We start from the raw sequence: 25,132 nt of genomic DNA, 5'->3' as shown, positions 1-25,132 counted from the left end.
GCTACAACGCCGGCACCCATTCCCGGGTTAAGTTGAGATCGGCAGGGTGGGTCAAGTTGAGATCGGCGCCGACAGTCATCCAGTGCAAGGATGCGGGCACGGGCACGCGCTGCCAACAGATCGGCCAGTGCTGGGGAGATGACCGCCTGCACCATCGGCTGAAGCTGTGCCTGTTGACGGGCGAACGTCTCGGCGTAGGTCTGGTGGATACCCAGCGCCGCCGTGCGGGCCATTGTCTCGTCGGGGGTGTTCAAGCTGACCCGGACGAACGAACGGCCTTCATAGAAGCCCTGACGCAGGGTGGTGGGGATCATCACGCGCAGAGCCCAGTTGCTGGTGCCCTCACGCTTGTGCATCCCGGTGATTTTCCTAGCTGCCATGGGTAACCTCAGGACAGCAGGGAGCCACGGACCAGCCGGCGCAGCACCTCACGGGCCTCGCTGACGGCATCGCAGGGCCTGAGGTCAGCGAAGTCCAGCACCATGCGCGACAGCGCCCCAGCGACCTCCAGGTATTCGGGTAGGTCTACGTCGTTCAAGTAGCTGTCGGCCTGAGCGATGCGCTCAAGGGCAAGCCTTCGATGGCTTTGGTCAGCCAGGAGGTCTAAGGGGAAGCCGGTGTTGTTCATGCTGGTCCAGGTTCAGTTTATAGAAGCCTGTGACACAGTCCGGTGAACCACATGAAAACCGCGAAAGCCTTATCTGGCGCGGCCTCCAGCTAGATTGCATAAAAAATCATGGAGCGGGCGAAGAGAATCGAACTCTCGTCAGTTGCTTGGGAAGCAACAGCTCTGCCATTGAGCTACGCCCGCGGTTCGAGGCGAATTCTAAACGGGCGACCTGGCGCGCAACTCGGCCGGCTTCCCCATAACGTGCTTCTCAATAAGAAGTCATTTCAAAGGCCGGAAATCCTCTGACCTGCCGCCTGGATCTGGCGGCAGGACGCCGCTTACGAGCAAGAAGTACGTTGTTAACCGCCAGCGCAACCGTATAGAGCGCTCCTAAAGCCAACGCCACCCGCATCGCCACCCTGCGCTTTGCCAGCTTCAAACGAGAGAAGGGCAGCAGCGGGCCTGCTGCGAAGCGATAGAACCATTCGCCGGCTACGTTGGGTGGTTTGCCTTGAAGCGCTCGTCGCACGTGGTGCCCTTGCCATGGCTTGAACGACCCGACGGCGTGTGACAAGTGCTTTCCGCCTGGTGCGAGATCCATTGCCTCCGGCCCGAAGGTTTCTAGCCGGGTGGTGGAAAGCGACAACGTGAAGTTCAGCGCATCTTCATCCGCCGAGTGAAAGAGGTGATCGGCCTCGCCGACCCGGCGCTGTTGCAGCGATCCGCCGCTGTACGCAGCAACGATCCCGCAGATCCGCTGCCACGCGCGCAGCACGTCGATCTGCGCCCGCGCGACCCCGACGAAGCCTGCGTTGTAGTAACTCTCCAGCGGCCGCACAGGCTTCTCTCCATAACCAGCGAAGAACGCCTGCCACCTCGCTCGTTTCGGGTGATGCGAAGGCATCGACCAGTTCAGGTCCTCGACCAGGGCGACCCCATCCGGCGTGACCCATTGCTCGATTTCTGTCCAGTCGCATTTGACGACCATGTCCGGGTCCATGTAGCTCACCGCACCCACATCGGGTGCGAGCCGTTCCAGGACGTCGAGCATGAAAGTCGGCTTGTAGAAGGTCAGGCTTACCGGCGGATTGAGCTCGACGGTTTGTAGCTGGATCGTTGGCGTGACCTGCAGGCATTTGGTCACGGCATCAAACCCGTCTGCATCGACGATCCACGACGGCAGTGGGCCCCGATGCCCGACCCAGACCGTCCCTTGGTAGCCCGCAGCCGAAAGCGAATTCACCAGCCCGGCAACGCCGTAGTGGTAGTGGCCTTCGAAGAGCGTGCAGACAGCGGTTTCCATAGGCGGAAATGATCCCGTAAATAAGGCGGTCGAGGTGAACATCTTTGTCGTTTGTCACATCGCATCGCCACAATTGCAAACAATGTCACGTCGCAATGTGGTTTACCCTAGCCACAAGTTCACAGCGGGCCGAAAAAGTCGCACTTTAGTTCTATCTAATGCCATAAACTATGGTCGAGTTACTTTTAGTTTCAGTGGTTAAAAATTGGTTAACTATTGGTTTCCGGGAGATTTGATGCTGTCTAGTTCCGCAACCGGCTTCCGCGAAAGCCCGCTGATTGCTCTTGGAAGGGTCAACCCGTTGTTGGGCTTGATCCTGCGAGCGGGCGACTTTGGCATCTTTGTAGCCAGTGGAATGTTGGCCTTCGCAGTTCGATTCGGCAGCGTCGAGATGGGCGCCGACTACATGCACACCATCAGCCGTGGCGTGCTCTTCGCCGTCATCGTCCTCAACGGCAGTTCGCTGTACCGGCGCTGGCGTGGCCGCTCGACGGCCGCGGAGATCCTGAAAGTAATGACGCTTTGGCCGCTCATGTTCTGCTTAATGGCGGTATACGCGCTTGCGATGAGAGACGGTCACGACACATCACGCTTATGGTGGGGTGGTTGGTTTGGCCTGAGCGTCACGGGGGCATTGCTTTTGAGAATGGCTGTTGGGGCAGCCGTACGCTGGGTCAGCGCTCAGAAGATAGATACGCGTATTTCTGTCGTGGTCGGCGCAAACCCCGAGGCACAGGGCTTGGTCGATGCCATTCGGCGAGACGATTCGTGCGGAATCGAAGTCCGTGGCTGGTTTGCTACGCATGCCGACCGCGGGGAATTGACTGGAGCACCTATGCTCGGGCGGCTAGACCAACTTGGCGAGTATGTTGCCTCACGCAACGTCGACTTGGTCTGGCTGGCTTTGCCCATGCGCGATCAAGCGAAGATCGCCTTCGCTCTCGACCAGCTAAAACATTCAACAGCAGACATCAAGCTGGTGCCCGATCTTTTCGGTTTGCATCTGTTGAACCACTCGGTCGAGGAAATCGCCGGCTTGCCGGTGATCACACTGCAACAAACGCCGTTGCTGGGCAGGGCACGTTTAATCAAGGCGTTCGAGGACTTCGTCTTGTCGACTTTGATTCTCTTCATGATCTCTCCGCTGATGATCGCGATTGCTATTGCAGTCAAGCTCAGTTCGCCTGGGCCTGTGTTCTATCGACAGCAGCGCGTGAGCTGGAACAACAAGACGTTTGACATGCTTAAGTTTCGGTCGATGCCGACCGATGCAGAGCAAAAGACCGGTGCGGTTTGGGCCAGAGCCGGCGAATCACGGTCGACACGAGTCGGAGCATTCCTGCGCAAGACGAGCCTCGATGAATTGCCTCAGTTCCTCAATGTGTTGTTGGGTGATATGTCCATCGTCGGACCGCGTCCGGAGCGACCTGTGTTCGTCGAGCAGTTTAAGAACGAGATCCCTTCGTACATGAAAAAGCACATGGTCAAGGCAGGGATCACTGGCTGGGCACAGGTCAATGGCTGGCGGGGTTCCACAGATTTGACCAAGCGCATCGAGTGCGACATCGAATACATCGAGAACTGGTCGCTGGCCTTCGACTTGAAGATCATCGTCTTGACGCTGTTCAAAGGCTTCATCAACAAGAATGCCTACTGAAGTGAAAGTCGCACTCGTTCACTACTGGCTGGTCGGCATGCGCGGTGGTGAAAAAGTTGTAGAAGTGCTGTGCGATCTGTATCCCGAGGCAGATATCTTCACGCTGGTGTGCGACCCGGCGGCCATCTCCGAGAAGCTCAAGCGTCATCGCATCACGACATCGTTCTTGCAAAAACTAGGCGGCGTGCGGCATTACCAAAAGATGCTGCCGTTGATGCCTTATGCCCTAGAGTCTTTCGACCTCACTGGCTACGACTTGATCATCTCCAGCGAGTCAGGTCCGGCCAAGGGCATCATTCCCGGCCCGGACTCCACTCATATTTGCTACTGCCATTCGCCGATGCGCTACATCTGGGACTTGTATCCGCAGTACCGTTCCGCGGCGGGATCTTTGACTCGTGCCTTGATGTCGCTGACTGCGCCGTCGCTTCGCCAGTGGGACGTAAGCACGTCGCATCGCGTCGACCATTTCATTGCTAATTCCGCCTATGTGGCGCGGAGGATCGAGAAGTATTACCGACGCACTTCCCATGTCGTGAACCCGCCCGTCAACCTCGCACGCTTTGCGCCGGTGGATGCGCCGGGAGACTATTACCTGTGTGCAGGTCAGATTACGCCTTACAAGAAGGTTGAGATCGCCGTGGAGGCGTGCACCCGCATGGGTAGGCGGCTCGTCGTTATCGGCTCGGGTGCAGGCCCAGCGCTCCGGCAGCTTGCTGGCCCTACTGTCGAGTTTTTGGGCGCTGTCGACGACGCCACCATGACGCATCACTTCGCTCATTGCAAGGCGCTTCTTTTCCCTGGGGTCGAAGACTTCGGGATCGTTCCTTTGGAAGTGATGGCGAGTGGGCGGCCCGTTATAGCCTATGCAAAAGGCGGCGCACTGGAGACAGTCGTCGAAGGCAGCACGGGCTTGTTCTTCGCCGAACAAACCATAGAAGCCATGGTCGACGCGATAGGGCGTTTCGAAGCTGTTGCAAGCTCATTTCGCTCCGAGGTGGCTCACTCGCATGCAGCCACTTTTGATACGGTCGTATTCCGGGCACGGATGGCCGAGCTTATCGGCTCGTTGATTGCCACGCCCCCACGGCTTGCAACCTGACAGGGCGGCCACATGGAGCTAATCCCGGTCGGCATATTCTGGAGCGTTGCGCTGTGGGCCTTATTCCAGAAGAAGCAGGTGTTGATTTACCTGTTCTTTGCATCCATGCCGTTCGGTTCTTTTGCTGCAATCCCAACCGAGTTGACCGCGGGGCTGACCCTGACGCCGACACCTATTGTCGCCATGCTGCTCATAGCGCGTGAACTTGGCAATGCACGCGGCTTGACGAAAGCGCTAGACGCTGCCTTGAAGTCATCCGGCTTGCTGCTGCTGTTTCTTTTTTGGCTAGTGGCCACTATCGTCACCCTTTTCATGCCGCGCTTTTTTGCCGGTCAGGTCGAAGTGGTGCCAGTGCGCGCGGGCGCATTGGCCTCGGACACGGCAATGCTCGCGCCCACTGTTCAAAACCTCTCTCAGTTGGTGTATATCAGCATCTCGGTATTGGCCGTTTTTGCCTTCGCAAGTGTCTTGCGCGGCGAGGGCATGCGCCGGCACGCCCTGAGTGCTTTGTGCCTGGGTGCGGCCTTCACGGTCTTTACGGGATTTCTTGATTTTGCGTCGCAATACTTGCCTCTTCAGTCGTTCATGGAAGTCTTTCGCACGGCCAGCTACGCACTCATCACCGAGGCAGAAGTTCAGGATGTCAAGCGCGTCGTCGGCTTGATGCCTGAGGCATCGTCTTTCGGCAGTCTCTCTTTGAATTTTCTGACATCGCTCTACTTTTTTCGGCGGGCGATGCGGTCCGGGCATCTTCGTGATCGCGTGGTTCCGGCTTTGATGGGCTTGCTGCTCCTGCTCGTGTGGATGTCGACCTCATCGGCAGCGTATCTTGGTCTGGGCCTTTTCGGCGCGGCGGCGGCTGCGGAGTGGTGTTGGCGATTCTTCGCGTCAGAACGCAATCACTATCTTCGCCATGGTCTCATGGGCGAGTTTTGGTTAGGTGCCGTGGCCGTATGGGCCATTCTTCTGGTCGTTATCGTTGTCCCCGACGTGCTGACTCCACTGCTAGAAATGGTCAACGTGACGGTGCTGCAAAAGACGAATACCAGTTCGTTCGAAGAGCGGGGAATGTGGACCCAGATGTCCTGGAACGCGCTGTTGGCAACTCACGGTTTGGGAGTCGGTCTGGGCGGCAGCCGCGCCTCGAATTTTGCAGTGGCGCTTGTCAGCAATGTCGGATTAGCCGGCGCAGCGCTCTATTTCCTTTTTGTTTTGCAGTGCTTTTTTGTGCGGCGGGCAGGGCGTAGTGACGCCGAGGGGAGCGCTCTCTTATCGGCCGCCCGCTGGTCGTATCTACCCATGTTTTTTGTCAGCCTGACTATCGGCACTACGTCGGACTTCGGTTTGTCCAACGCGTTCCTGTACGGGTTTGCGGTAGCAATTGCCCATAAGGGCCTTCAACGCGCCGTCTGGCCCACCGAGGTTCATCGGCTGTTGAACACCCCGCGTTTCAGGGCGTCGCAAATGCGCAGCGGACGGAGTGCCCGCATTGACTGAGCAACCGAGCATGGCGAGCCGTGCCGTCGGGGCGGGCGTCTGGACGGTGGGTACGCGTCTGGCCACGAAGTTGATCGATCTGGCGATGCTGCTGTGCCTCGCTCGGTTCTTGGGGCCGGCTGAATTCGGTTTGGTTGCGGTGGCGATGGCTGCGGTCGTTGTCATAGAAGCCTTGTTCGAGCTGCCGATGGCAGCCGCGTTGATTCGTGCGCCTGTTCTGGTTGCAGACATGTTGCACACCGCTTTCACACTGAGCCTGCTTCGCGGGCTGGTTATTGCCGCTCTGCTGCTTGTTATTTCCTGGCCGCTGGCAGTGTTCAACGAAGAGCCTCGACTGACAGCTTTGCTGGCAGTACTCGCGCTGGCCCCGGCGTTGCGCGGGTTGGTCAGCCCGCGAATGGTGGAATACGCGCGCGCCTTCAACTTTCGCCCCGATGCGATGCTGGAGCTGGTGGGCAAGGCCGCGGCTTTCATCATCGCGGTCGCCATCGCTTTCAATACGCGGAGCTATTGGGCGATTGCTGCTGCGACCGTGTGCGGACCGCTGGTTACAACGTTTATCTCGTATTTCATAGCACCGCTGCGACCGCGTTTTACGCTGACGCACTGGAAGGATTTTTCGAGCCTGATCGGCTGGAATTTCATAGCCCAGTTGGGCTCGGCTCTGAACTGGCAGATCGATCGGCTCCTTCTTCCAAGACTGATTACGACCGCGGCGTTTGGCCAATACGCCATGGGCAAGCAGATATCGGAGCTCCCGATTCAGGCGCTCGTTCAGCCATTGGCTCGTCCCAGTATGGCGGCATTGGCATCGGCCGCCGAAAGTCGAGGTTCGCGCTACCTGCAGTTGTCTCATGGGATCGCATTCGTCATTGCACCGGTACTGGGGCTGATGCTGGTGTGGCCAGAAGTGCTTGTTCGCGTCACATTGGGAGAGAGCTGGTTGCCGGCCGCGGAGTGGATGCGCTGGATCAGCGCATCGTCGGTGCTGGGGCTACCCGCCATTCTGTTGGGGCCGCTCGCGATGACGCTGGACCGCACGCGCTGGTTGGCTGCACGGACGCTCATTGAATTGCTGGTCAGACTGCCTCTCGTCTGGATGGGCGCTTTACGATTCGGGATTCCGGGCGCTATCGCCGGCAGTGCAATCGCGACTGCCATCGGTACCTTTACGGCGCTATTCATGGTGCGGCGTCTGAGCGGTGCGGGGGTGATCGCTCAACTGGTGACGCTCTTACGGCCGCTGTTGGCGGTATTGTTGGCTGGCAGCCTGCTGTGGCTGACAAAGCCTGTCACGCTGGGCGCTTCAAGCCTGCCACAGCTGTTGGTAGTTGCCGTACCGATCGGCATCGTTTATCTGGTTGTCTACGGAATGTGTGCAATGCTTGCATGGCAATGGGCAGGGCGGCCGGCAGGACTCGAACAACACTTGCTCGAGCTTATCCGCAGCAAGATCATGCAGAGGCCGAGTCAAGATGCGACTGGGTCTGTGCTCGGACAAGTCAAAACAAAATGAAGTCCTGAATCGATGTCAAGAAGCCTCAGTGACACAGGCGCCAAGGGCGCCGCCGTAACAAGACTTGCCATCAACGGCAAGTTCCTGCAGCCGAAAACCAGTCGATCAGGAGTCAACCGTGTAGCTCGCGAACTCCTGCGGGCCCTGGACAAAGCACTTGCGGACAATCCCGTGCTTGCGGCCGCTGTGTCGTGCCGTGTGATCATGCCCGCGGGGCAGTACGGTGACCTTCCGCTTTCGCATATTCGAGTTGAATTGAACGATGGGTCCAGCGAAATGGGGTCCTTTATGCGCAAGCTGAATGGGGCGTTTTGGGAGCAACTCGTTTTGCCCCGGCGCATCAAAGGCGACACCTTGATCAACTTTTGCAACACGGGGCCGGTGCTTCACAAAGATGCGTTCACCATGGTTCATGATGCACAGGTATACCTATCGCCCGAGTCGTACTCCTTTGCTTTTCGCACTTGGTATCGACTCGTGTTGCCCTGGTTGGGGAAACGCAATACGGCATTACTCACTGTGTCGCAGTTTTCGCGGGAGCAACTGGACCATTTCAGGGTCGCCACCTCGGCACGTATTCGGGTGATACACAACGGCTGCGACCATGTGCTTCGGCTTGTTCCTGATTCGACGAAAGTGGCGGCCTTCGGCTTGGCTGGAAGCCGCTATGTCGTAGCGCTCGCCAACGTCCAGCCTCATAAAAATATTCAGGTTCTCCTGAAGGCTTTTGGATCACCAGCGTTGCGTGACGTCACTCTCGCCCTGTTTGGTTCTGCGACACGTGAGGACTTTGAGAGTCAAGGTCACATCGTTTCTCCCAACGTCAAATTTCTCGGATTTGTCAGCGACGAGCAATTGGTCGGGCTGCTGGAGCAGGCCAAGGCGTTGGCCTTTCCCTCCACGACGGAAGGCTTCGGTCTGCCACCGCTGGAGGCGATGGCGCTGGGGTGTCCGGCAATCCTTTCGCCCTGCGGCGCACTACCCGAAGTGTGCGGCGATGCTGCACTGTGGGCCGACTCGCTGGACCCGGTGCAATGGGAGCAGCAGATTGTCCGCCTGTGCAACGACAGCCTGCTGCGCGCCGAGATGCAGCGACGTGGACGAGCACACGCTGCTCAGTTCACATGGGAAAAGGCGGCACATCGGCTGCTCAAAATAGTGCTGGGTAAACCCTGGCCGATTGCGCGCTGATCCAGTCGATGTCGATATGTCCTGTTCCCTACTTACAAAACATGCGCCTGCAACGCAGCATCTTTTCTTTTTCATGAACTCAGAGACAGTCCCCTTAAAAATTGCCATTGCTATTGCCACTGCAGGACGGAGGGAAGTGATCGCGGAAACGATCGACCTCCTGGCCAAACAATCGCGCATCGCTGACGAGCTGCTAATTTGTCCTGCGCGGGACGAAGATCTCGATATGGCCTGCCTGCGGGATTACCCTGGAAAGGTTCGCGTCTTGCGCGGGCCGGTGGGATCTTCTGCTCAGCGAAACGTGCTGCTCGACGCCACGGCAGCCGACATTGTGATTTTCTTCGACGATGACTTTTTGCCTGCGAACGACTACGTTGACGAGATTGGACTGTTGTTCACCGAGCATCCGACTGTCGTGGTGACGACAGGCAAAGTTCTGGCGGATGGAATCATCGGTCCTGGCCTTGGGCATGCAGATGGCTTGACCATTCTCAAAGAATCCGAGCCAAACAGCGAGACGACAACCTTGGTGTCGGCATACAACGCATACGGATGCAACATGGCCGTTCGAATGCAGGCCGTGCGCGACAATTAAATTCGCTTCGATGAACGGCTGCCGCTCTACGCATGGCTCGAGGACGTGGATTTCTCAAGGCAGCTCGCGTCATACGGGGAAATCGTTCAAGCGGCGCGCCTTCGGGGAGTTCATCTTGGTACCAAGCGATCGGGCCGCAGTCCCGGACGACGTCTGGGCTATTCCCAGGTAGCGAACCCTTTGTATCTCGCGCGTAAGGGCACCATGCACTGGCCGCGCGCGCTGAAGCAGATTGCGAGAAATCTGCTGGCCAATGCTTTCAGGAGCTTTTCTCCTGAGCCATGGGTCGATAGGCGCGGACGTTTGCTTGGAAACATCCGAGCGCTCCGCGATTTGGTCGGAGGGGGAATTTGTCCGGAAAAAGCCGTGAGTGCGTAGCGCTCACCGCCTAGACTACTGTGCCAATCACTCGCCGCTCTTGTGGAACGCACGGCAAATAACATGCGCATTGCGATCGTCTCCAAAATTCCGATGTTCCCCACCACCGGCGGGAATCGGGCGAGAGTCCTTACTCTTGTGCAAGCGCTCCATGCAATGGGCTGCGAGGTGTTTTTCATACTTATCCCATCTCGGCAGCTTGCTGTATTCGATGAAGAAAAGCATGTTGAGCTGTTAGGGGTACACAGATTCGTAACACTCGAATTTACACCGCTGGCTCGAATTAGAGATTTCGCAAAAAAGGCTTTCTACTCGATTCACTACAAACTGTATAAAAAAATAAAAAGAAAAGCCGCGTTACGAAGTAGCCCGGATTATTTGTTTGAGCGAGAAATTACAAGCTCCATCAACGATCTTTTTAAAATTTGGCAACCTCACGCAGTAGTAATCGTCTATGTTCATTTTTCTGCAATATTGGACTCGCTGAACTCGTCCATTTACAAAATTATCGATACGCAAGATGCGTTTTTTAATGAATTGACTGCTGAAGCAGAATCGAAAGGCTTGAATCGTGCAGACAAAATTATCGCCATTCAAGATAAAGAAGCCGATTACTTTAGGTCGATACTTCCGCGTGCGAACGTGGACAAGGTGGCAACAATTGGCCACATCACTACTTCCTCCGAGCGGGCCGTCCTTAGACAAAATTGCGCTGCTTCATTTGTCGGATCGTTATTCGAAGCAAACATAATTTCGATACTCTATTTTGTCGATGACGTTCTGCCAGCGATCTTGAAAGAAGTTCCAGACTTCAAGTTGTATGTCGGTGGGTCTATATGCGACATCCTTCAGGGTAAAGAAGGTGTGATCCCTTTAGGCAAGGTGGACAAGCTTGTTGACCTGTTCGAAAAAGGGCCAATCTTGATAAATCCTATTCGGGCTGGCACAGGGCTGAAGATTAAGTTGATCGACGCTATGGCACTGGGTTTACCGGTAATTAGTACCGTCCGCGGAGTAGAAGGATTACCAGACGACATGGTTCAATGCGTGGAGGTCATCGACGATGACGACGCGGCGGCATTTGCAGCGGCCGTCATCAAAATGTGTCTAGATGAGAACTCCAGAGCTACAAAGGGCGACCAAGCCTTTAAATGCTCCAAGTTCTGGAATGAACGGCAGCGCGACGGTCTCCGCACGATTCTCGACGAGGTTAAGAGAGTTTTAGCATAGAGCTTGGTGCTCTTCAGCTAATGTCCAAGATTCTCCGCGGATGGAGTCGGCCTCTAAACAAATCGCTGAAAGCGGTTAGGTTTCCTTTAAGCCGACCTCGACGATCGACCCAGGGTTCCGGGTTCACGCAACGCGCCAGATTGGCAGTCACATTGCGACCCATTTGAGAGAAAGCACGTGACCAGGCGAACGTTCCCTTTTTTGCCATATATATGGGATTGGCAATCTGCGAGTAGCCAAAGCGCACTCCAGAGGTTCGGCCGCGTTTGGTGGCCAAGTGCACACCTCGAAGCGATCGACTCTGTCCTATGGCACCCTTGGCAGACATTGATCTTGAAAAATCAACGTCTTCCAGCCATGAATAGAGTGGTAGGTTCTCGTCGAACGCTGCTCTGGAATCTCGAATAGTCGATGCGCGAAATGCCATATTGCAACCATAGACGTTGTAAATGGTATTTGGCGTGAGATCAGTGCATTCACTGTCTGAACTCAAAATTCTCAGCGCTTCATCGTGCTCTATACCAGGGCCCAAGGCCCCATCCACGATGACTATCCCTGTCATTGCGACAAAATCTGGCGAGGCCAAAAAACAACTGATTGTCTTTTCTAGAAAATCTACTGCTGGATAAAAGTCATCGTCAAAAAAGACAACCAGACCATCGTCGGAGATTTTCTTAAGTATCAGGTTTCGCTGAGCACAAAGTCCCCGCGCGCCGCGCACGACTTCGATTGGATAGGGCAACTTCGAGATGATCGATTCATCGAAATCGTAATCTGCGGCTGGGCAAATAATTACGCAGTCAGGAAGTTTTCGTTGGAGAGTCAATTGCCAGAGCATTTTGTCGAGTACATCTCGCCGGCCGGCAGTAGCGATGCCGACAACAATATGCTCGCTGGCATTGGCTTTCATTCGTGATAACGTCAATGTTCGAGAACGACAGGTGCGAAACAAGAGATTGCTATATCTTCTTCAGGAGTGCTGATGCCTAAAGCGAGCCGCGTGAGCAACACATGGCGCGAGCCAAAATCTTTGATCATGAGGCCTGCATTTGTCAGATGGGATCGCCTTGCAATTTGAAGGTCGCGGTCTCGGCCGATCAGTGCAGCCGCCCGAATGGCAGTCGCCAAGCCGATCGCATCGCCCGGCTCTACATAATTAGCCGTGCCCCCAAGGTAATCTTCAATACCGCCAGTACGGGTTAGCACCACAGGACGGCCAGCGTTGATGCCTTCCATTGCCACGGTAATCCCGGAAGCGTGCAGGTTGCCAAGGAGCGGAACCGCAACGACATCTGCGGCATCGTAGGCGGCTATGAGATCCTTGATGCCGACAGCGCTGCGCACGACGAAGTTTGGAACGTCAGCGGATACCAACCGACTTGCCCGTCGACGCTTAGAGAGCACGACGATCTCTATGTCCGAATTGTCGCGGGCGACTTTCTTTAGTGTGTCCCAGTCTCTATGCCGGTCGTTCCCCGGTGCAACCACTCGCAACCTGCCGTCAGCCCGAGGTTGCGAAACTGGTACCTCGAATGTAGGCTCGATACCAAAGGGGACTTTAATGACTGAGCGCCCCAGCACTTCGGTACCAAGTTTCGAGTTCAATGCGCTGTGAGTTGTCGCTACCGTCACCTCTTCGAGCAGCCAATGATGGAAGCGTTTGCGCAATGGGCTCCATTTCGACCATTTGTCCCATAGCCAAACACTCTGTCCAACGAGCGGAATCCGCTTCATCAGGTGTAACTTCATCAGCAAGGCATCTGCAAGATACTCACCCTCGGTGTGGGTCCATATGACGTCGGCCGAGTCGGCACATCTGCGATTGCGAAATGCGTGTATCAGATCGAAGCCAAACAAAAACTTGAGGCTGCGACGAAGCAAGGACACCACCTTTGGCTCTGGAGCATCGGCAGAATAATTGAGATTGACCCAAGTCTGAGCCCAGTGATACCCATACGGTTGTTCCTCAAACACAATGCCTTTTTGGTACGCCTTCGCCCATGTGTCCGGACCGCGTCCGTAGTCAAGATGGACATAGGCCGACGGACGGTTAAACGTCTTAATGGCAGTTAAATCTCGCTCGGTTCCTGGTGCATTTATCCGTCCAATGTGACCGTAGCCCTTAGTAGCCGTCGTACTCATATTCGCGAGCCTCTAAAGAATTCTCGGATTAGCTTGGACGGCATACTGGTGCGCAGCATGTTGATAGATCCGGTGGCTATAGCCGCAGTCTCCGTTATACCTTCGGCTGAAGTTCATTCCATTGAACAACACACCATTGATCGGCGCGCCGGCTTGGGTCAGTCGACGCATGCTTTCATTTAACTCCCCCAATTTAGTTTTATCGGCTCGAGCCACGAGTAGCACTATACCGCAAGCAGGCGCAATAGCGGCCGCGTCAGCTGCTACCAACACTGGAGCAGTGTCTATGACTAAATGATCATAGCGTGATGAGAGCATATCCAATGCAAGAGTGAAGGCCTTCGACTCCAGCATGTCGGCGGGCATGCGGGGCAGCTGGCCGGTAGTCAATACGTCGAGGTTGGGGCGAACCTGTGCGTGAATTGATGCTTGCATTCCGAGCTTCCCTGCCAGCAATTCTGACAAACCACCTTCTTGTTTAAGACCAAATATTCCACGCGGCTCACGTTTGCGAAGATCGGCGTTGATCAACAGCACTCGCTTGCCACTCTGTGCTAGCAGAAGCGCAAAATTACTGGCAATAAAGCTCTTGCCTATTCCCGGTGTTGCGCCGGTAACGAGAATTCGATTATTCGAAGCTTCGGCCATGGCAATTTTGAGGCCAACGCGTAGCCCCCTCAATGTTTCGACTGGGTAGCTGTGAGGGTAAATGTCCGTCAGCAAATTATTTGCCGTGGCTTTATTGCCGCCTTGGTCCAAAAGAGTTTGCTCGGGGCTATGGGGAACGACGGCATACACTTCCAAGCCGGTGTGAAGTTCGATTTCTTTTGGATTATGAACGCCGGGCCTTGAACGCGTACGGATCAGAGCAATAGCAGGTCCTACCAAAATCCCCAACATCAATGCGAAAGCCAATACCAGAAGCTTCTGCGGTTTGACCGGCACTTTTGATACTGCGGCTTTATCGAGTAGCCGCACATTGCCAATTTTTCCCTCTTTTAACAACCGCATTTGCAATGCATTGTTTTGCATAGATTGATAGAGTGCACTATTAACGCGCACTTCGCGTTCTAGGCGCAATGCGTCGCGTTGAATATTCGGCATTCCTGCAATGCGCGTGTTGATGGAACCTAGTTCGCTTTGTACTGCACCGATCTGTTTGTCTAACGTTTGAACCTTGCTGCTCTGGTCTGAAAACGTTGGCTCCGCTTCACGGCGCTTTTGTTGCAGGTCTAAAAGACTGCTTTGCAAATCCGCTGTCTTTTTAAGCCAGACTTTTGCTTCTTCATCGAACGCGATAGTTCCGTTTTGATTTCGAAAGCGCGCGAACGCGTCTTCTGAGGTCTTGAGCTGATTTTCAAACGTTGGAAGTTGCGAATCGAGGAAGGCGAGGGTTTTTTCGGCTTCGGCGGACTTGCGCGCCATGTTCTGTCGCACGTATTGCTCGCCAATCGCATCGAGCACACGTGCCAGACGCAGACGGTTGCTATCTTCGAGAGTCACGCCGATCACATTCGACTGCCGACCCTGCTCCGCCAGCTGCAAACGCCCCTGCAACTGCTCGATGGCGCGATCGCGTGACGACACGAAGACGGTGAACTTTGCACCGGGTCTGCCTGCCAGCTGGCTCAGTTGAATGTCGAGAACACCGTCGGACAAGGTGTAGCGCAGGGGCTGCCCGAGCACCCCGTTGAGAGGGGCTTCGAGCATTTCATGGCGCACTGTGTAGCGGCCTCCGCCTTGTGTGGTGACGATAAAAGGGCCGGTGTCTTCCAGCGAGGGAGGCACATTGAAGCGAGTCACATCGATGCGCTCGGCTCCGGTCACATAGCCGCCAAGAATGGGCATCGAAAGACCCACATCGTGGCGCGCGAGCCATGCGCCCACTATGGGCAGATAGCGGGGTTGGGCGCTGACTTGCAGGTCTGCCTGATCGGCTGCCGCATTGAGCACCATGCGAGAACCAAGAACCTGGAGTTCGCCGGTGAGCGGCGTCTTGACCTCGAACAGCCCGGTGGTCTCGTTCAAGAAGCTTTTGCTGTCCGGCGCAGAGTCTTCAATCTGGATGAGGAGGTTGGCGCGGTAGATCGGCGTGGCCAGCGTCACATAGACCAGGCCCACGAGCAGAGCGAATGTAACGACTCCGCTGATAAGCCATTTGTGGTCGAGCAGGATGTCGCTGTAAGCCGAAAGGCGCGGCGCGTCATCCGCGTCAACCATCACCATGGTTTCGCCGGAGGCGGCGAGAGCGCGCTGGCGAGCATCTGGCGTGGAACTGATAGGAGGGCGGCTCATGCTGGATTGGGAAGGCTCAAACGAAAGGTAATTGCCGGCAGAAAGCTTGCCGGTACGGGCCTTGCGCAGCCAGGACTGGTGGTCACCAGGATCGGTGCCATGTCAGTGGCCTAGGGCAGCGGAGGATCTAAGGGTGCGCCCCATGAAGGTTTTGAGAGTCATAGCGTAGTGATTCCGGAGAAACGGCGCCACAGCGGCGCAAGATCTATGCTCGATAACCACTTAAGTTTACATTTTGTGCTGAATGTAAACCAAAGTGTTTCGTTTACCCAACGTCCACTAGTCGATAGTTTTGCGAATTCCTTGGCTCGCGTCGGACGAAAACCACCTGTGCGCTGGTCGCGCGTCTACCCCCGCCTTTCTCGCTGCCGGCAGGGCGGTGGCAAATCCCAAGGACCTTGGCGTCCGCGTGGGGCACGCGAGCGACACCCACGCCGGCGACATCGATCACCCGGGTGCGAAGGGGCGATTGCCCTTTGCCAATCACTCTGCATTGCAATACCAAAGTGGTAATTGTCTTTGAGTGACGTGCAAATGAAAGTATTCATACTATTTGAATATTCTGACGGGCATCACATGCCAAAACGGGCGAGATTGCTAATCCCCAATCAAATTGACACAACTGCAAAAAATATCACGGTGCAGAATGCGCTCTGCTAAACCGAATTAGGTTGACGGCCACAACTTAAGTTCGCATTTGATAATGATTCGGTTGGCATTGAAATTGCACTCGGTGAATAAATAAGAAGCCAGAGACAGCCCTAATACTTTTGGGTACGGCACCCCCTTTTAATTGGTCTCTGGGAGAGTCTGATGTTGTCGACGTTTGCTATTGGCTTACAGGAAACGCGCCTTTTGGCGTTAGGAAAATTTAATCCTTTGTTGGGCTTGGCCCTGAGAATTGGAGATCTGGCCGTATTTGTAGGAAGCGGACTACTGGCATTTGCTTTGCGGTTTGGCCACTCCGAAATGGGCACCGATTACGTGCACGCGGTGACACGCGGTGTGTTGTTCGCGATCATCGTCTTCAACGGCAGTTCGCTGTACCGTAGCTGGCGGGGCCGCACCATCGCCGCGGAGCTGTTCAAGCTCGGCACGCTGTGGCCGCTGATGTTCTGCTTGATGGCCGTGTATGCGCTGGCCACGAGAGACGGGCAAGACACATCACGGTTGTGGTGGGCCTCGTGGTTTGCGCTCAGCGTCGGTGGTGCACTGCTCTTGCGCGTGTCGGTGAATACGGCAGTGCGCTGGACAAGCGGTCAGCGCAAAGACGCGCGTGTTGCCGTCGTGGTCGGCGCAAATCCTGAGGCGCAGCGCCTGGTCGATGCAATTCAGCGCGATGACTCGTGCGGCATCGAGGTCCGCGGCTGGTTTGCCACCCACTCAGACAGGAGCGAGTTGACTGGCGCACCCATGTTGGGCCGCCTTGACAATCTGGGCGCCTACGTCGAGTCGCGCGGCGTCGAATTGGTCTGGCTGGCATTGCCCATAGGCGATCAAGCAAAGATCTCCTATGCACTCAGCCAGCTGCGGCACTCGACTGCAGACATCAAGCTCGTGCCTGACCTGTTCGGGCTGCACCTGCTGAATCACTCGGTCGAAGAGATCGCCGGTCTGCCTGTAATCACGCTGCAGCAGACCCCTTTGCACGGTGCGGCGCGCGTGGTCAAGAAGGTGGAAGACCTGGTGTTGTCGGCACTGATCGTTGTGCTGATTTCCCCCTTGATGCTTGCCATAGCCGTCGCCGTCAAGCTGAGTTCCCCTGGCCCGGTTTTCTATCGGCAGGAGCGGGTCAGCTGGAACAACAAGAAGTTCCACATGCTCAAGTTCCGTTCGATGCCCGTAGATGCAGAGCAGAAGACCGGCGCCGTATGGGCCAAGGCCGGTGAAACGCGTTCGACACAGGTCGGTGCATTCCTGCGCAAAACGAGTCTCGACGAGCTACCTCAGTTTCTCAATGTCTTGATGGGTGACATGTCCATCGTCGGACCACGGCCGGAGCGACCTGTGTTCGTCGAGCAGTTCAAGAACGAAATTCCCGCGTACATGAAGAAGCACATGGTCAAGGCGGGCATCACCGGTTGGGCGCAAGTCAATGGCTGGAGGGGCTCCACTGACCTTGCCAAGCGTATCGAGTGCGACATCGCCTACATCGAGAACTGGTCACTGACGTTCGATTTGAAGATCATCGTCTTGACGGTGTTCAAAGGCTTCATCAACAAGAATGCGTACTGACGTGAAGGTTGCGTTGGTCCATTACTGGCTGGTCGGAATGCGCGGAGGGGAGAAGGTCCTCGAAGTGTTGTGCGACCTCTACCCCGATGCGGACATCTTCACGCTGGTGTGCGATGCGTCTGCCATCTCGGAAAAGCTCAAGCGTCATCGCATCACCACGTCGTTCTTGCAGAAGATCGGCGGGGTACGGCACTACCAAAAGATGCTGCCACTCATGCCGTATGCGCTGGAGTCCTTCGATCTCACTGGCTACGACCTGATCATCTCCAGCGAGTCGGGGCCGGCAAAGGGAATCATCCCCGGACCGGATGCGACCCACATCTGTTTTTGCCACTCGCCGATGCGCTACATCTGGGACTTGTACCCGCAATACCGCGCGGCCGCCGGCCCTATCACGCGCTTGTTGATGTCGCTGGCGGCGCCTTCGCTGCGCCAATGGGACGTGAGTACCTCGCACCGCGTCGATCACTTCATCGCCAATTCGGCCTATGTGGCCAAGCGCATCGAGCGCTACTACAGACGCACTGCGCATGTGGTGCATCCGCCAGTGAACCTCGCACGCTTTGCGCCGCTCGCTCCATCCGAAGAGCCAGGCGACTACTACCTCTGTGCCGGCCAGATCACGCCGTACAAGAAGATCGAAATCGCAGTCGAAGCCTGTACACTTTTGGGCAGGCGCCTTGTCGTGATCGGTTCCGGTGCGAGCCCGGCACTCAGGCAACTGGCGGGCCCCACGGTGGAGTTTTTGGGTGCGGTCGATGACGCCACCATGACACGTCACTTTTCGCTCTGCAAGGCACTTTTGTTCCCAGGGGTCGAAGACTTTGGCATCGTTCCACTCGAAGTCATGGCGAGCGGCAGGCCGGTCATTGCCTATGCCAAAGGCGGGGCGCTCGAAACGGTTGTCGATGGGCGCACCGGCTTGTTCTTCCATGAACAAACGACAGGGGCCATGGTCGATGCGATAGGGCGGTTCGAGGCCGCTGCAGCGTCCTTCCGTTCCGACGTGCTGCATGCGCACGCGGGCACCTTCGACACGGCTGTGTTCAAGGCGAAGTTGGCAGAACGTATCGATTCGTTGCTCGCCATTCAACAGTGCCCAGCGGGCTGAGCAGGCAAGCGCATGGAAGCCATCCCTATCGTCGTCTTCTGGGTCATCGTCGTGTGGACCCTGTTTCAGGGAAAACAGGTTCTGCTGTACTTGCTGTTCGCTTCGATGTCGTTCGGCTCGTTCGCGGCCATTCCCACGGAGGTGACGGGCGGCCTCACGCTAACACCGACGCCACTCGTCGCCATGGTGTTGATAGCGCGGGAGCTGGGCAGCATGCGCGGCCTGGCGACGGCGTTCCAGTCCGCACTCAAGCCGTCTGGCTTGTTTCTCTTGTTTCTTTTCTGGGCGGTGGCCGGTTTCGCCACCGCGTTCATGCCACGGCTTTTCGCGGGCGTGGTTCAGGTGGTGCCTGTTCGCTTTGGTGATCTGGCCGATTCGGTGTTACTCGTGCCGACCGTCCAAAACCTCTCGCAGTTCGTGTACGTCAGCATATCGGTGCTGAGCGTTTTCGCCTTTGCCAGCCTGTTGCGTGCCGAGACCATGCGGCGGCATGCGTTGGTCGCGCTTTGCTTTGGCGCAGCAATGGCGGTTTCCACCGGGTTCCTAGACTACTTATCTCAGTCGACGGGGCTGGAGTCGTTGCTCGAAGTCTTTCGCACCGCCAGCTACGCGTTGCTGATCGAAGATGAAGTGCTCGGTGGCAAACGCGTGGTCGGATTGATGCCGGAGGCTTCGGCTTTCGGCACGTTGTCGCTGAGTTTTCTGGTGTCTTTGTATTTCTTTCGGCGCGCGATGCCGGCAGGCCTGCTGCGGGATCGCGGGGTGCCTGTCCTGATGGCCTTGCTGCTGCTGTTGACCTGGCTTTCGACTTCGTCCGCTGCATATTTGGGGCTGGGACTGTTTGGTGCCGCAGCGGCGGCGGAATGGTGTTGGCGCGTGATTGCCGCAGGGCGCAATCCTTACCTGCGCCGCGGTGTCTCGAGCGAGTTCTGGTTAGGAGCCGCTGCGGCAGGCGTACTGGTCCTGGCTGTCCTGGTCGTTCCCAAGGTGTTCAACCCCATGGTCGAGATGTTCGATGCAATGGTGCTGCAGAAGTCCAACAGCAGCTCATTCGAAGAGCGCGGCATGTGGACGCGAGTTTCCTTGAACTCCTTGTTTGCAACGTATGGCCTGGGCGTCGGCCTGGGCGGCACCCGCGCATCCAACTTCGCCGTAGCCCTTGCAAGCAATACCGGTGTACTGGGTGCGGCGTTTTACTTTCTGTTCGTGGCGCAAACCGTATTGATGCGGCGAGCGCGACAAGGCGACGCAAAAGGGCAGGCCATCTTGTCGGCTGTCCGGTGGTCTTATCTGCCTCCCTTCTTCACCAGTCTGACGATCGGAACGACGCCGGACTTCGGCTTGTACAACGCGTTTCTCTATGGGATGGCTGCGGCAGTGGCTGGCACAGAGCTGCAACGGGTGTTTCGCCCGGCCGTCCATAGGGAGGCACGTGTCAACTAAACCGCCGAACATTGCGAGCAAGGCGGTCGGCGCCGGGGCCTGGACTGTCGGCACGCGGCTCATTGCCAAGCTGATCGACTTGGCCATGTTGCTCTGCCTGGCTCGTTTTCTGGGGCCGGCTGAGTTCGGCCTTGTGGCCACCGCGATGGCAGTAGTGTTCATCGTCGAAGCCTTGTTCGAGTTGCCGATGGCCGCAGCGTTGATTCGCCTGCCTGAGTTGACGCCCGCCATGTTGCACACGGCCTTCACGCTCAGCCTTTTGCGCGGGATCGTCATTGCACTGCTTTTGCTGGCGCTGGCCTGGCCGCTGGCTGCGTTCAACGATGAGCCCCGGCTGACGAGCTTGCTCGCAGTGCTCGCGCTGGCGCCGGCGCTACGTGGGCTCGTCAGCCCGCGAATGGTCGAATATGCGCGTGCGTTCAACTTTAGACCGGACTCTGCAATGGAGCTGTCTGGCAAGGCTGTCGCATTTACCGTATCGGTTGCTATCGCTGTCATCACTCGCAGTTACTGGGCTATTGCAGCTGCGACCGTGTGTGGCCCGTTGGTATCGACGCTCTTGTCTTACTACATCGCCCCATTGCGACTGCGACTGACGCTCGTTCATTGGACACATTTCTCCAGCCTGATCGGCTGGAACTTCTTGTCCCAGTTGAGCGCGGCACTCAACTGGCAAATCGACCGGTTGATGCTCCCGCGCCTGACTACCGACACGGTGTTTGGGCAGTACGCCATGGGCAAACAAATGTCGGAGATTCCGATTCAGGCACTGGTCGCACCTTTGGCTCGCCCTGCGATGGCGGCGCTGGCATCTGCCGGCGGTAGCCAGGCCTCGCGTTACCTTCAGTTGTCGCACGCCATTGCGCTGGTGCTGATTCCTGTGATGGGCGTGCCGCTGTTTTGGCCGGACGTGTTGGTCCGCGTGGCGCTGGGCCCCGCTTGGGTGCTGGCTGCGGAGTGGGTTCGCTGGCTCAGTGCAGTCGCCTTGCTTGGATTGCCCGCCGTGCTGATGGGCTCGCTTGCAATGACGTTAAACCGTACGCGCTGGGTCGCTGTACGCACCCTGGTCGAACTGCTGGCTCGGTTGCCGTTGGTCTGGGCAGGCGCCGTGCATTTCGGTATTCCCGGTGCGATTGCCGGCAGCGCGATCGCTACCGCAACCGGCACGCTCACTGCGCTGTTCATCGTGCGGCGCCTGATCGGAACAGGCCTTGCACAGCAGGTGTTTGCGTTGTGGAGGCCCATTGTGTCGATGCTGCCGGCAGGTGCGGTTCTTTGGCTTGCGAGACCCAGGGTGATGGGCGCTGCGAGCCTGACCGAAATGGCGATATCCGCAGTGCTCGTCGGAGCGCTGTACCTGCTGGTCTATGCGCTGTCGGTCCTGGGGGTGTGGCGGCTTGCCGGTCGGCCAGCGGGCCTGGAACGGCACCTGGTCGACACCCTTCGCAACCGGTTCAAACAGTCGACCAACGCAATGGAGTCCCATGGTACGCAACCTCAATGACACCCCCCCTTCTGGCAATGGAAGCAAGCGAGCGGACATGCCCAGCCTTGTGATCAACGGCAAGTTTCTGCAGCGCTCGACGAGTCGGTCCGGCGTCTATCGCGTGGCGCGTGAATTGTTGGTCGCGCTGGACAACCTATTCGCCCGTAACCCGGCGTTGGCCAATGCGGTGCCGTGTCGCGTGATCGTGCCAGGTGGCCGAGGCACCGACCTAAAGCTTTCTCGCATCGGGGTGGAAGTCGACCACGGAGCCAGCGAGATGAGGCCTCTGATGCGTCGGCTTTACGGCGCGCTATGGGAACAACTGGTGCTGCCCCGACGTGCCAATGGCGACACGCTCATCAGTCTTTGCAACATGGGGCCTGTGATGCATGGCCAAGCATTCACCATGGTTCACGATGCGCAGGTCTACACCTCGCCTGCCTCGTACTCCCGCCTTTTCAGAACCTGGTACCGGTTGATGCTGCCACGGCTGGGAAAACGCAACAGGGCATTGCTGACCGTCTCCGATTTCTCGCGAAAACAGCTGGACGAATTTGGCGTGGCCGATGCAGCGCGCATTCATGTGATCTACAACGGCTGCGACCACGTGCTTCGGCTTGTCGCGGATTTGGCCAAGGTCGATGCGGTTGGCCTTGCAGGCAAGCGCTACGTGCTCGCCCTTGCGAACATTCAGCTGCACAAAAATATCGGAGTGTTGCTGAAAGCGTTTCAGTCACCCGCGTTGAGCGACATGACCCTTGCGCTCTTCGGTCCGGGAAAACGCGAGGACTTCGCGAGTCGAGGTCACGTCGTGCCGCTCAACGTCGAGTTCCTGGGGTTCGTCAGTGACGAAGAATTGGTTGGATTGCTTCAACGCGCTACTGCACTGGCTTTTCCTTCCACCACAGAGGGATTCGGGCTACCGCCGTTGGAGGCGATGGCGCTCGGCTGCCCGACCGTCGTTGCGCCCTGCGGTGCGTTACCCGAAGTCTGCGGTGATGCGTCGTTGTGGGCCGATGCGCACGACGCCGATCAATGGGCCGCGCAGATTGTTCGTCTCCGTGATGACGAGGTCCTGCGCGCAGACATGAAGCGCCGTGGGCGAGCTCAGGCCGCAAAGTTCACATGGGACAAGGCTGCGCGTCGATTGCTCCAAATCGTGATCGGACAGCCGTTGGCCGATGCCGACTTGTTGGCACCTGCGCAACGTACCGATCCTCGGCCGCTTTCACCGCCGTCGTTGTCGGGGCGTGCGCTGTGACGCAGTCGCTCAATATTGCGATCGCGATCGCCACCGCGGGGCGCCGAGAGGTGGTTGCTGAAACCATCGGTTTGCTTGCTGGTCAGTCCCGGATGGCGAACGAATTGATGATTTGCCCGGCTACAGATCAGGACTTCGATCCGGTATGTTTGCAGGGCTACCCGGGACCGGCGCGCGTTTTTCGCGGACCGGTCGGCTCGTCGCCGCAGCGCAATGTGCTGCTCGACGCGACCGAAGCTGACGTAGTGATCTTCTTCGACGACGACTTCCTGCCGTCTCACGACTATGTCGCGGAGGTCGAGAGCATGTTCGCAGCCAACCCTGAAGTCGTCGTAACCACCGGAAAATTACTGCGCGACGGTGCGCTTGGTCCCGGCATTGTTCACGAAGAAGGACTGCGTCTCTTAAAAGAAGCCGGACCGAACAGCGAGGCACGGTCGATAACGTCGACATACAACGGCTACGGATGCAATCTCGCCGTTCGCATGAAGACGGTGCGTGATCATGGAATCCGCTTCGACGAACGTCTTCCGCTCTACGCATGGCTCGAAGACGTGGACTTCTCGCGGCAGCTCGCATTGCATGGGGACATCGTCAAGGTTGCGCGCTTGCGCGGCGTTCACCTCGGTACCAAACGAACGGGTCGTAGCCCGGGGGCTCGCCTCGGCTATTCGCAAGTTGCCAACCCTGTCTATCTGGCACGCAAGGGGACCATGCGTTGGCCGCTGGCTTTGAAGCAGGTCGGAAAAAACATGCTCGCCAACGGCCTGCGCAGTTTTTCTCCGGAGCCTTGGGTCGATCGGCGTGGCCGCTTGCTAGGAAACATGCGGGCGATCAAAGACTTGATCGGCGGAAAGATGAGTCCAGAGAGGGCCTTGAACGTCTCGCGGTAGACGTGTGCATATTGCTCATCGAACGGTTGAAGCTTTCAAGGCGCTGTCAATGTCCACTTACATCCAGACCAATTTTTCTGTGCTCCCAGGGGACTTCGTGAACCTGGGAGATGCGATGCTTTCACTCGCCGCAGCACGTCGCATGACGCGCGACGGTGGTCGCGTCTCGGTGTTGCCCTATCGACGGCCCAGCGACGAAGTGCGCGAAGAATTCGAGAAAGAAGGGTTTGAAGTCATCTCCATGCGAGATCATCCTTTGCTTGCATTTCGGGCCTGCAACAGTTCGTCGATCTGGATCGGTGGCGGCCACGCCATCAGAAATGAAGTCTCCCTGGGCTGGCTGTCGTTCACCACCGTCGTGTCGTGGCTCGCCAGAAAATCCGGACGAAATGTTCGGGTCATTGGCTCTGGGGCGACTCACATCAAGTCGCGTTGGAGGCGATGGATGTTCGGTAATATCTTTTCTGCTTGCGACAAGGTCTGCGTACGCGATCAACTCTCGGAAAAGTCGTTGAAAGCAGACTTTCCGGTTGCCGCCGAAAAAGTAAGTCTGGTCGGCGATCTCGCATTTCTCAAAGGGAGCCTCGATTTTCACGCACACCTGCTCGAAGAATTCTCTTGCGTGGTTTCTCCGGGCATCGACCTCGTCGAGGGCCGAACTGAAGATCCTCAGGAGATCCTCGAGGCGTTGCGGGTGCTGTTCGACCAATTCGAAATGAAGCACGTCATCATCGTGTCCCACGATTCCAGGAGCGAGTTCGGACTTCCTTTTTGCGAAGCTTTCGAATCGGTCGTTCGCGAGGCGCTTCCAGTGACGGTGGAAGTGATTACGCAAAAGGGAATCGAACACGGCCTGATGGAACCGTATGGCGGAGCGCGCTGGATCATCACGGGTCGCCTTCATGGTCTGATCATCGGCGCCATGCTGCGCAGACGGGTGTTCTACACGACCGGCTCTGCCAAAAAGCTGCGGCCGTTTGCGGAACTCTTTGAATATGGAATGGCAACGCACGTGCAGGGCATCCAATCCCCAAGTACCGCAAATGACTCGATTGCGCCGGCTGTTCTCAAGCAGGGAATTGCCGCCGAATTGAACTTTAATGTTTAGAGCGCTTTCAGTCTTGGGTGTCCATCGACTTCGTCGCGCTACGCGCTGGGCAGCAAGCGCTGTCTTGCTTGCCGTGACG

At 57.1% G+C, this 25,132-nt stretch carries 20 protein-coding genes and 1 tRNA gene; 14 read left to right on the top strand and 7 right to left on the bottom strand.

Going from position 1 to position 25,132, the window contains the following annotated elements; translation table 11 throughout:
- The 4 genes from QN413_RS20775 to QN413_RS20760 form a co-directional block, all read right to left on the bottom strand.
- A partial coding sequence (locus QN413_RS20775; RefSeq protein WP_323498474.1) for a DUF6538 domain-containing protein occupies nt 1–380 on the bottom strand: 380 nt, incomplete at its 3' end.
- An 8-nt stretch (nt 381–388) separates the two neighbouring features.
- Nucleotides 389–628 (bottom strand): hypothetical protein, encoded by a 240-nt coding sequence (locus tag QN413_RS20770; RefSeq protein ID WP_323498473.1) that lies wholly within the window; start codon nt 626–628, stop codon nt 389–391.
- A gap of 109 nt (nt 629–737) precedes the next feature.
- Nucleotides 738–811 (bottom strand) — tRNA-Gly (locus tag QN413_RS20765).
- A 67-nt stretch (nt 812–878) separates the two neighbouring features.
- Entirely contained in the window at nt 879–1,955 is a 1,077-nt protein-coding gene (locus tag QN413_RS20760; RefSeq protein ID WP_323498472.1) for a hypothetical protein, read from the bottom strand.
- Between the two features lie 193 nt (nt 1,956–2,148).
- Here QN413_RS20760 and QN413_RS20755 point away from each other — a divergent pair, with 193 nt between their 5' ends.
- The 7 genes from QN413_RS20755 to QN413_RS20725 all read left to right on the top strand — a co-directional run bounded on the left by QN413_RS20755 (nt 2,149) and on the right by QN413_RS20725 (nt 11,079).
- The gene (locus QN413_RS20755; protein WP_323498471.1) at nt 2,149–3,570 is read left to right on the top strand and encodes an undecaprenyl-phosphate glucose phosphotransferase; all 1,422 of its coding nucleotides are present in this window, start codon (nt 2,149–2,151) and stop codon (nt 3,568–3,570) included.
- A gap of 1 nt (nt 3,571) precedes the next feature.
- Nucleotides 3,572–4,672 (top strand): glycosyltransferase, encoded by a 1,101-nt coding sequence (locus QN413_RS20750; protein WP_323498470.1) that lies wholly within the window; start codon nt 3,572–3,574, stop codon nt 4,670–4,672.
- 12 nt (nt 4,673–4,684) lie between these two features.
- On the top strand, nt 4,685–6,169 hold the full coding sequence (locus tag QN413_RS20745; protein ID WP_323498469.1) for a hypothetical protein: 1,485 nt from the start codon (nt 4,685–4,687) through the stop codon (nt 6,167–6,169).
- Between the two features lie 10 nt (nt 6,170–6,179).
- Nucleotides 6,180–7,685, top strand: a complete 1,506-nt coding sequence (locus QN413_RS20740; protein WP_323498467.1) for an oligosaccharide flippase family protein — start codon at nt 6,180–6,182, stop codon at nt 7,683–7,685.
- Nucleotides 7,686–7,697: 12 nt separating this feature from the next.
- Nucleotides 7,698–8,876 (top strand): glycosyltransferase family 1 protein, encoded by a 1,179-nt coding sequence (locus tag QN413_RS20735; protein WP_323498466.1) that lies wholly within the window; start codon nt 7,698–7,700, stop codon nt 8,874–8,876.
- A 73-nt stretch (nt 8,877–8,949) separates the two neighbouring features.
- Nucleotides 8,950–9,471 (top strand): glycosyltransferase family A protein, encoded by a 522-nt coding sequence (locus tag QN413_RS20730; RefSeq protein ID WP_323498465.1) that lies wholly within the window; start codon nt 8,950–8,952, stop codon nt 9,469–9,471.
- A gap of 441 nt (nt 9,472–9,912) precedes the next feature.
- The gene (locus QN413_RS20725; protein ID WP_323498463.1) at nt 9,913–11,079 is read left to right on the top strand and encodes a glycosyltransferase; all 1,167 of its coding nucleotides are present in this window, start codon (nt 9,913–9,915) and stop codon (nt 11,077–11,079) included.
- Nucleotides 11,080–11,092: 13 nt separating this feature from the next.
- Here QN413_RS20725 and QN413_RS20720 read toward each other — a convergent pair whose 3' ends face one another.
- From QN413_RS20720 to QN413_RS20710, 3 genes are read right to left on the bottom strand one after another with little or no spacing between them, the layout of a single operon-like run.
- Nucleotides 11,093–11,989 carry a glycosyltransferase family 2 protein gene (locus tag QN413_RS20720; RefSeq protein ID WP_323498462.1) on the bottom strand — a complete coding sequence of 299 codons (897 nt, stop codon included), beginning with the start codon at nt 11,987–11,989 and terminating at the stop codon, nt 11,093–11,095.
- An 11-nt stretch (nt 11,990–12,000) separates the two neighbouring features.
- Complete coding sequence (locus tag QN413_RS20715; RefSeq protein WP_323498461.1) at nt 12,001–13,221, bottom strand: glycosyltransferase; 1,221 nt, start codon at nt 13,219–13,221, stop codon at nt 12,001–12,003.
- A gap of 12 nt (nt 13,222–13,233) precedes the next feature.
- Nucleotides 13,234–15,516: a polysaccharide biosynthesis tyrosine autokinase gene (locus tag QN413_RS20710; protein ID WP_323498460.1), complete on the bottom strand. Its 2,283-nt coding sequence runs from the start codon at nt 15,514–15,516 to the stop codon at nt 13,234–13,236.
- 813 nt (nt 15,517–16,329) lie between these two features.
- Between QN413_RS20710 and QN413_RS20705 the strand changes: the two genes are divergently transcribed.
- Genes QN413_RS20705 through QN413_RS20675 form a run of 7 tightly spaced genes read left to right on the top strand, consistent with a single transcriptional unit; the run spans nt 16,330 to nt 25,053 of the window.
- Entirely contained in the window at nt 16,330–17,751 is a 1,422-nt protein-coding gene (locus QN413_RS20705; RefSeq protein WP_323498459.1) for an undecaprenyl-phosphate glucose phosphotransferase, read from the top strand.
- 1 nt (nt 17,752) lies between these two features.
- Nucleotides 17,753–18,862 (top strand): glycosyltransferase, encoded by a 1,110-nt coding sequence (locus QN413_RS20700; RefSeq protein WP_323498458.1) that lies wholly within the window; start codon nt 17,753–17,755, stop codon nt 18,860–18,862.
- A gap of 12 nt (nt 18,863–18,874) precedes the next feature.
- Nucleotides 18,875–20,305 carry a hypothetical protein gene (locus tag QN413_RS20695; protein ID WP_323498457.1) on the top strand — a complete coding sequence of 477 codons (1,431 nt, stop codon included), beginning with the start codon at nt 18,875–18,877 and terminating at the stop codon, nt 20,303–20,305.
- Nucleotides 20,295–21,809, top strand: coding sequence for an oligosaccharide flippase family protein (locus QN413_RS20690; protein ID WP_323498456.1), 1,515 nt, complete (start codon nt 20,295–20,297; stop codon nt 21,807–21,809). Before QN413_RS20695 ends, QN413_RS20690 begins: the two co-directional genes overlap by 11 nt.
- 37 nt (nt 21,810–21,846) lie before the next feature.
- Entirely contained in the window at nt 21,847–23,052 is a 1,206-nt protein-coding gene (locus tag QN413_RS20685; protein ID WP_323498455.1) for a glycosyltransferase family 1 protein, read from the top strand.
- Nucleotides 23,049–23,945 carry a glycosyltransferase family 2 protein gene (locus QN413_RS20680; RefSeq protein WP_323498454.1) on the top strand — a complete coding sequence of 299 codons (897 nt, stop codon included), beginning with the start codon at nt 23,049–23,051 and terminating at the stop codon, nt 23,943–23,945. The genes QN413_RS20685 and QN413_RS20680 overlap by 4 nt, the downstream gene beginning before the upstream one ends.
- A 49-nt stretch (nt 23,946–23,994) precedes the next feature.
- On the top strand, nt 23,995–25,053 hold the full coding sequence (locus QN413_RS20675) for a polysaccharide pyruvyl transferase family protein (RefSeq protein WP_323498453.1): 1,059 nt from the start codon (nt 23,995–23,997) through the stop codon (nt 25,051–25,053).
- The last annotated feature ends 79 nt before the right edge of the window (nt 25,054–25,132 follow it).

This window comes from Variovorax sp. LG9.2 (assembly GCF_035018885.1).
Lineage (GTDB): Bacteria > Pseudomonadota > Gammaproteobacteria > Burkholderiales > Burkholderiaceae_C > Variovorax.
The sequence above is the reverse complement of the archived record's forward strand: the minus strand, read 5'-3'. Positions and strand labels throughout refer to the sequence as shown.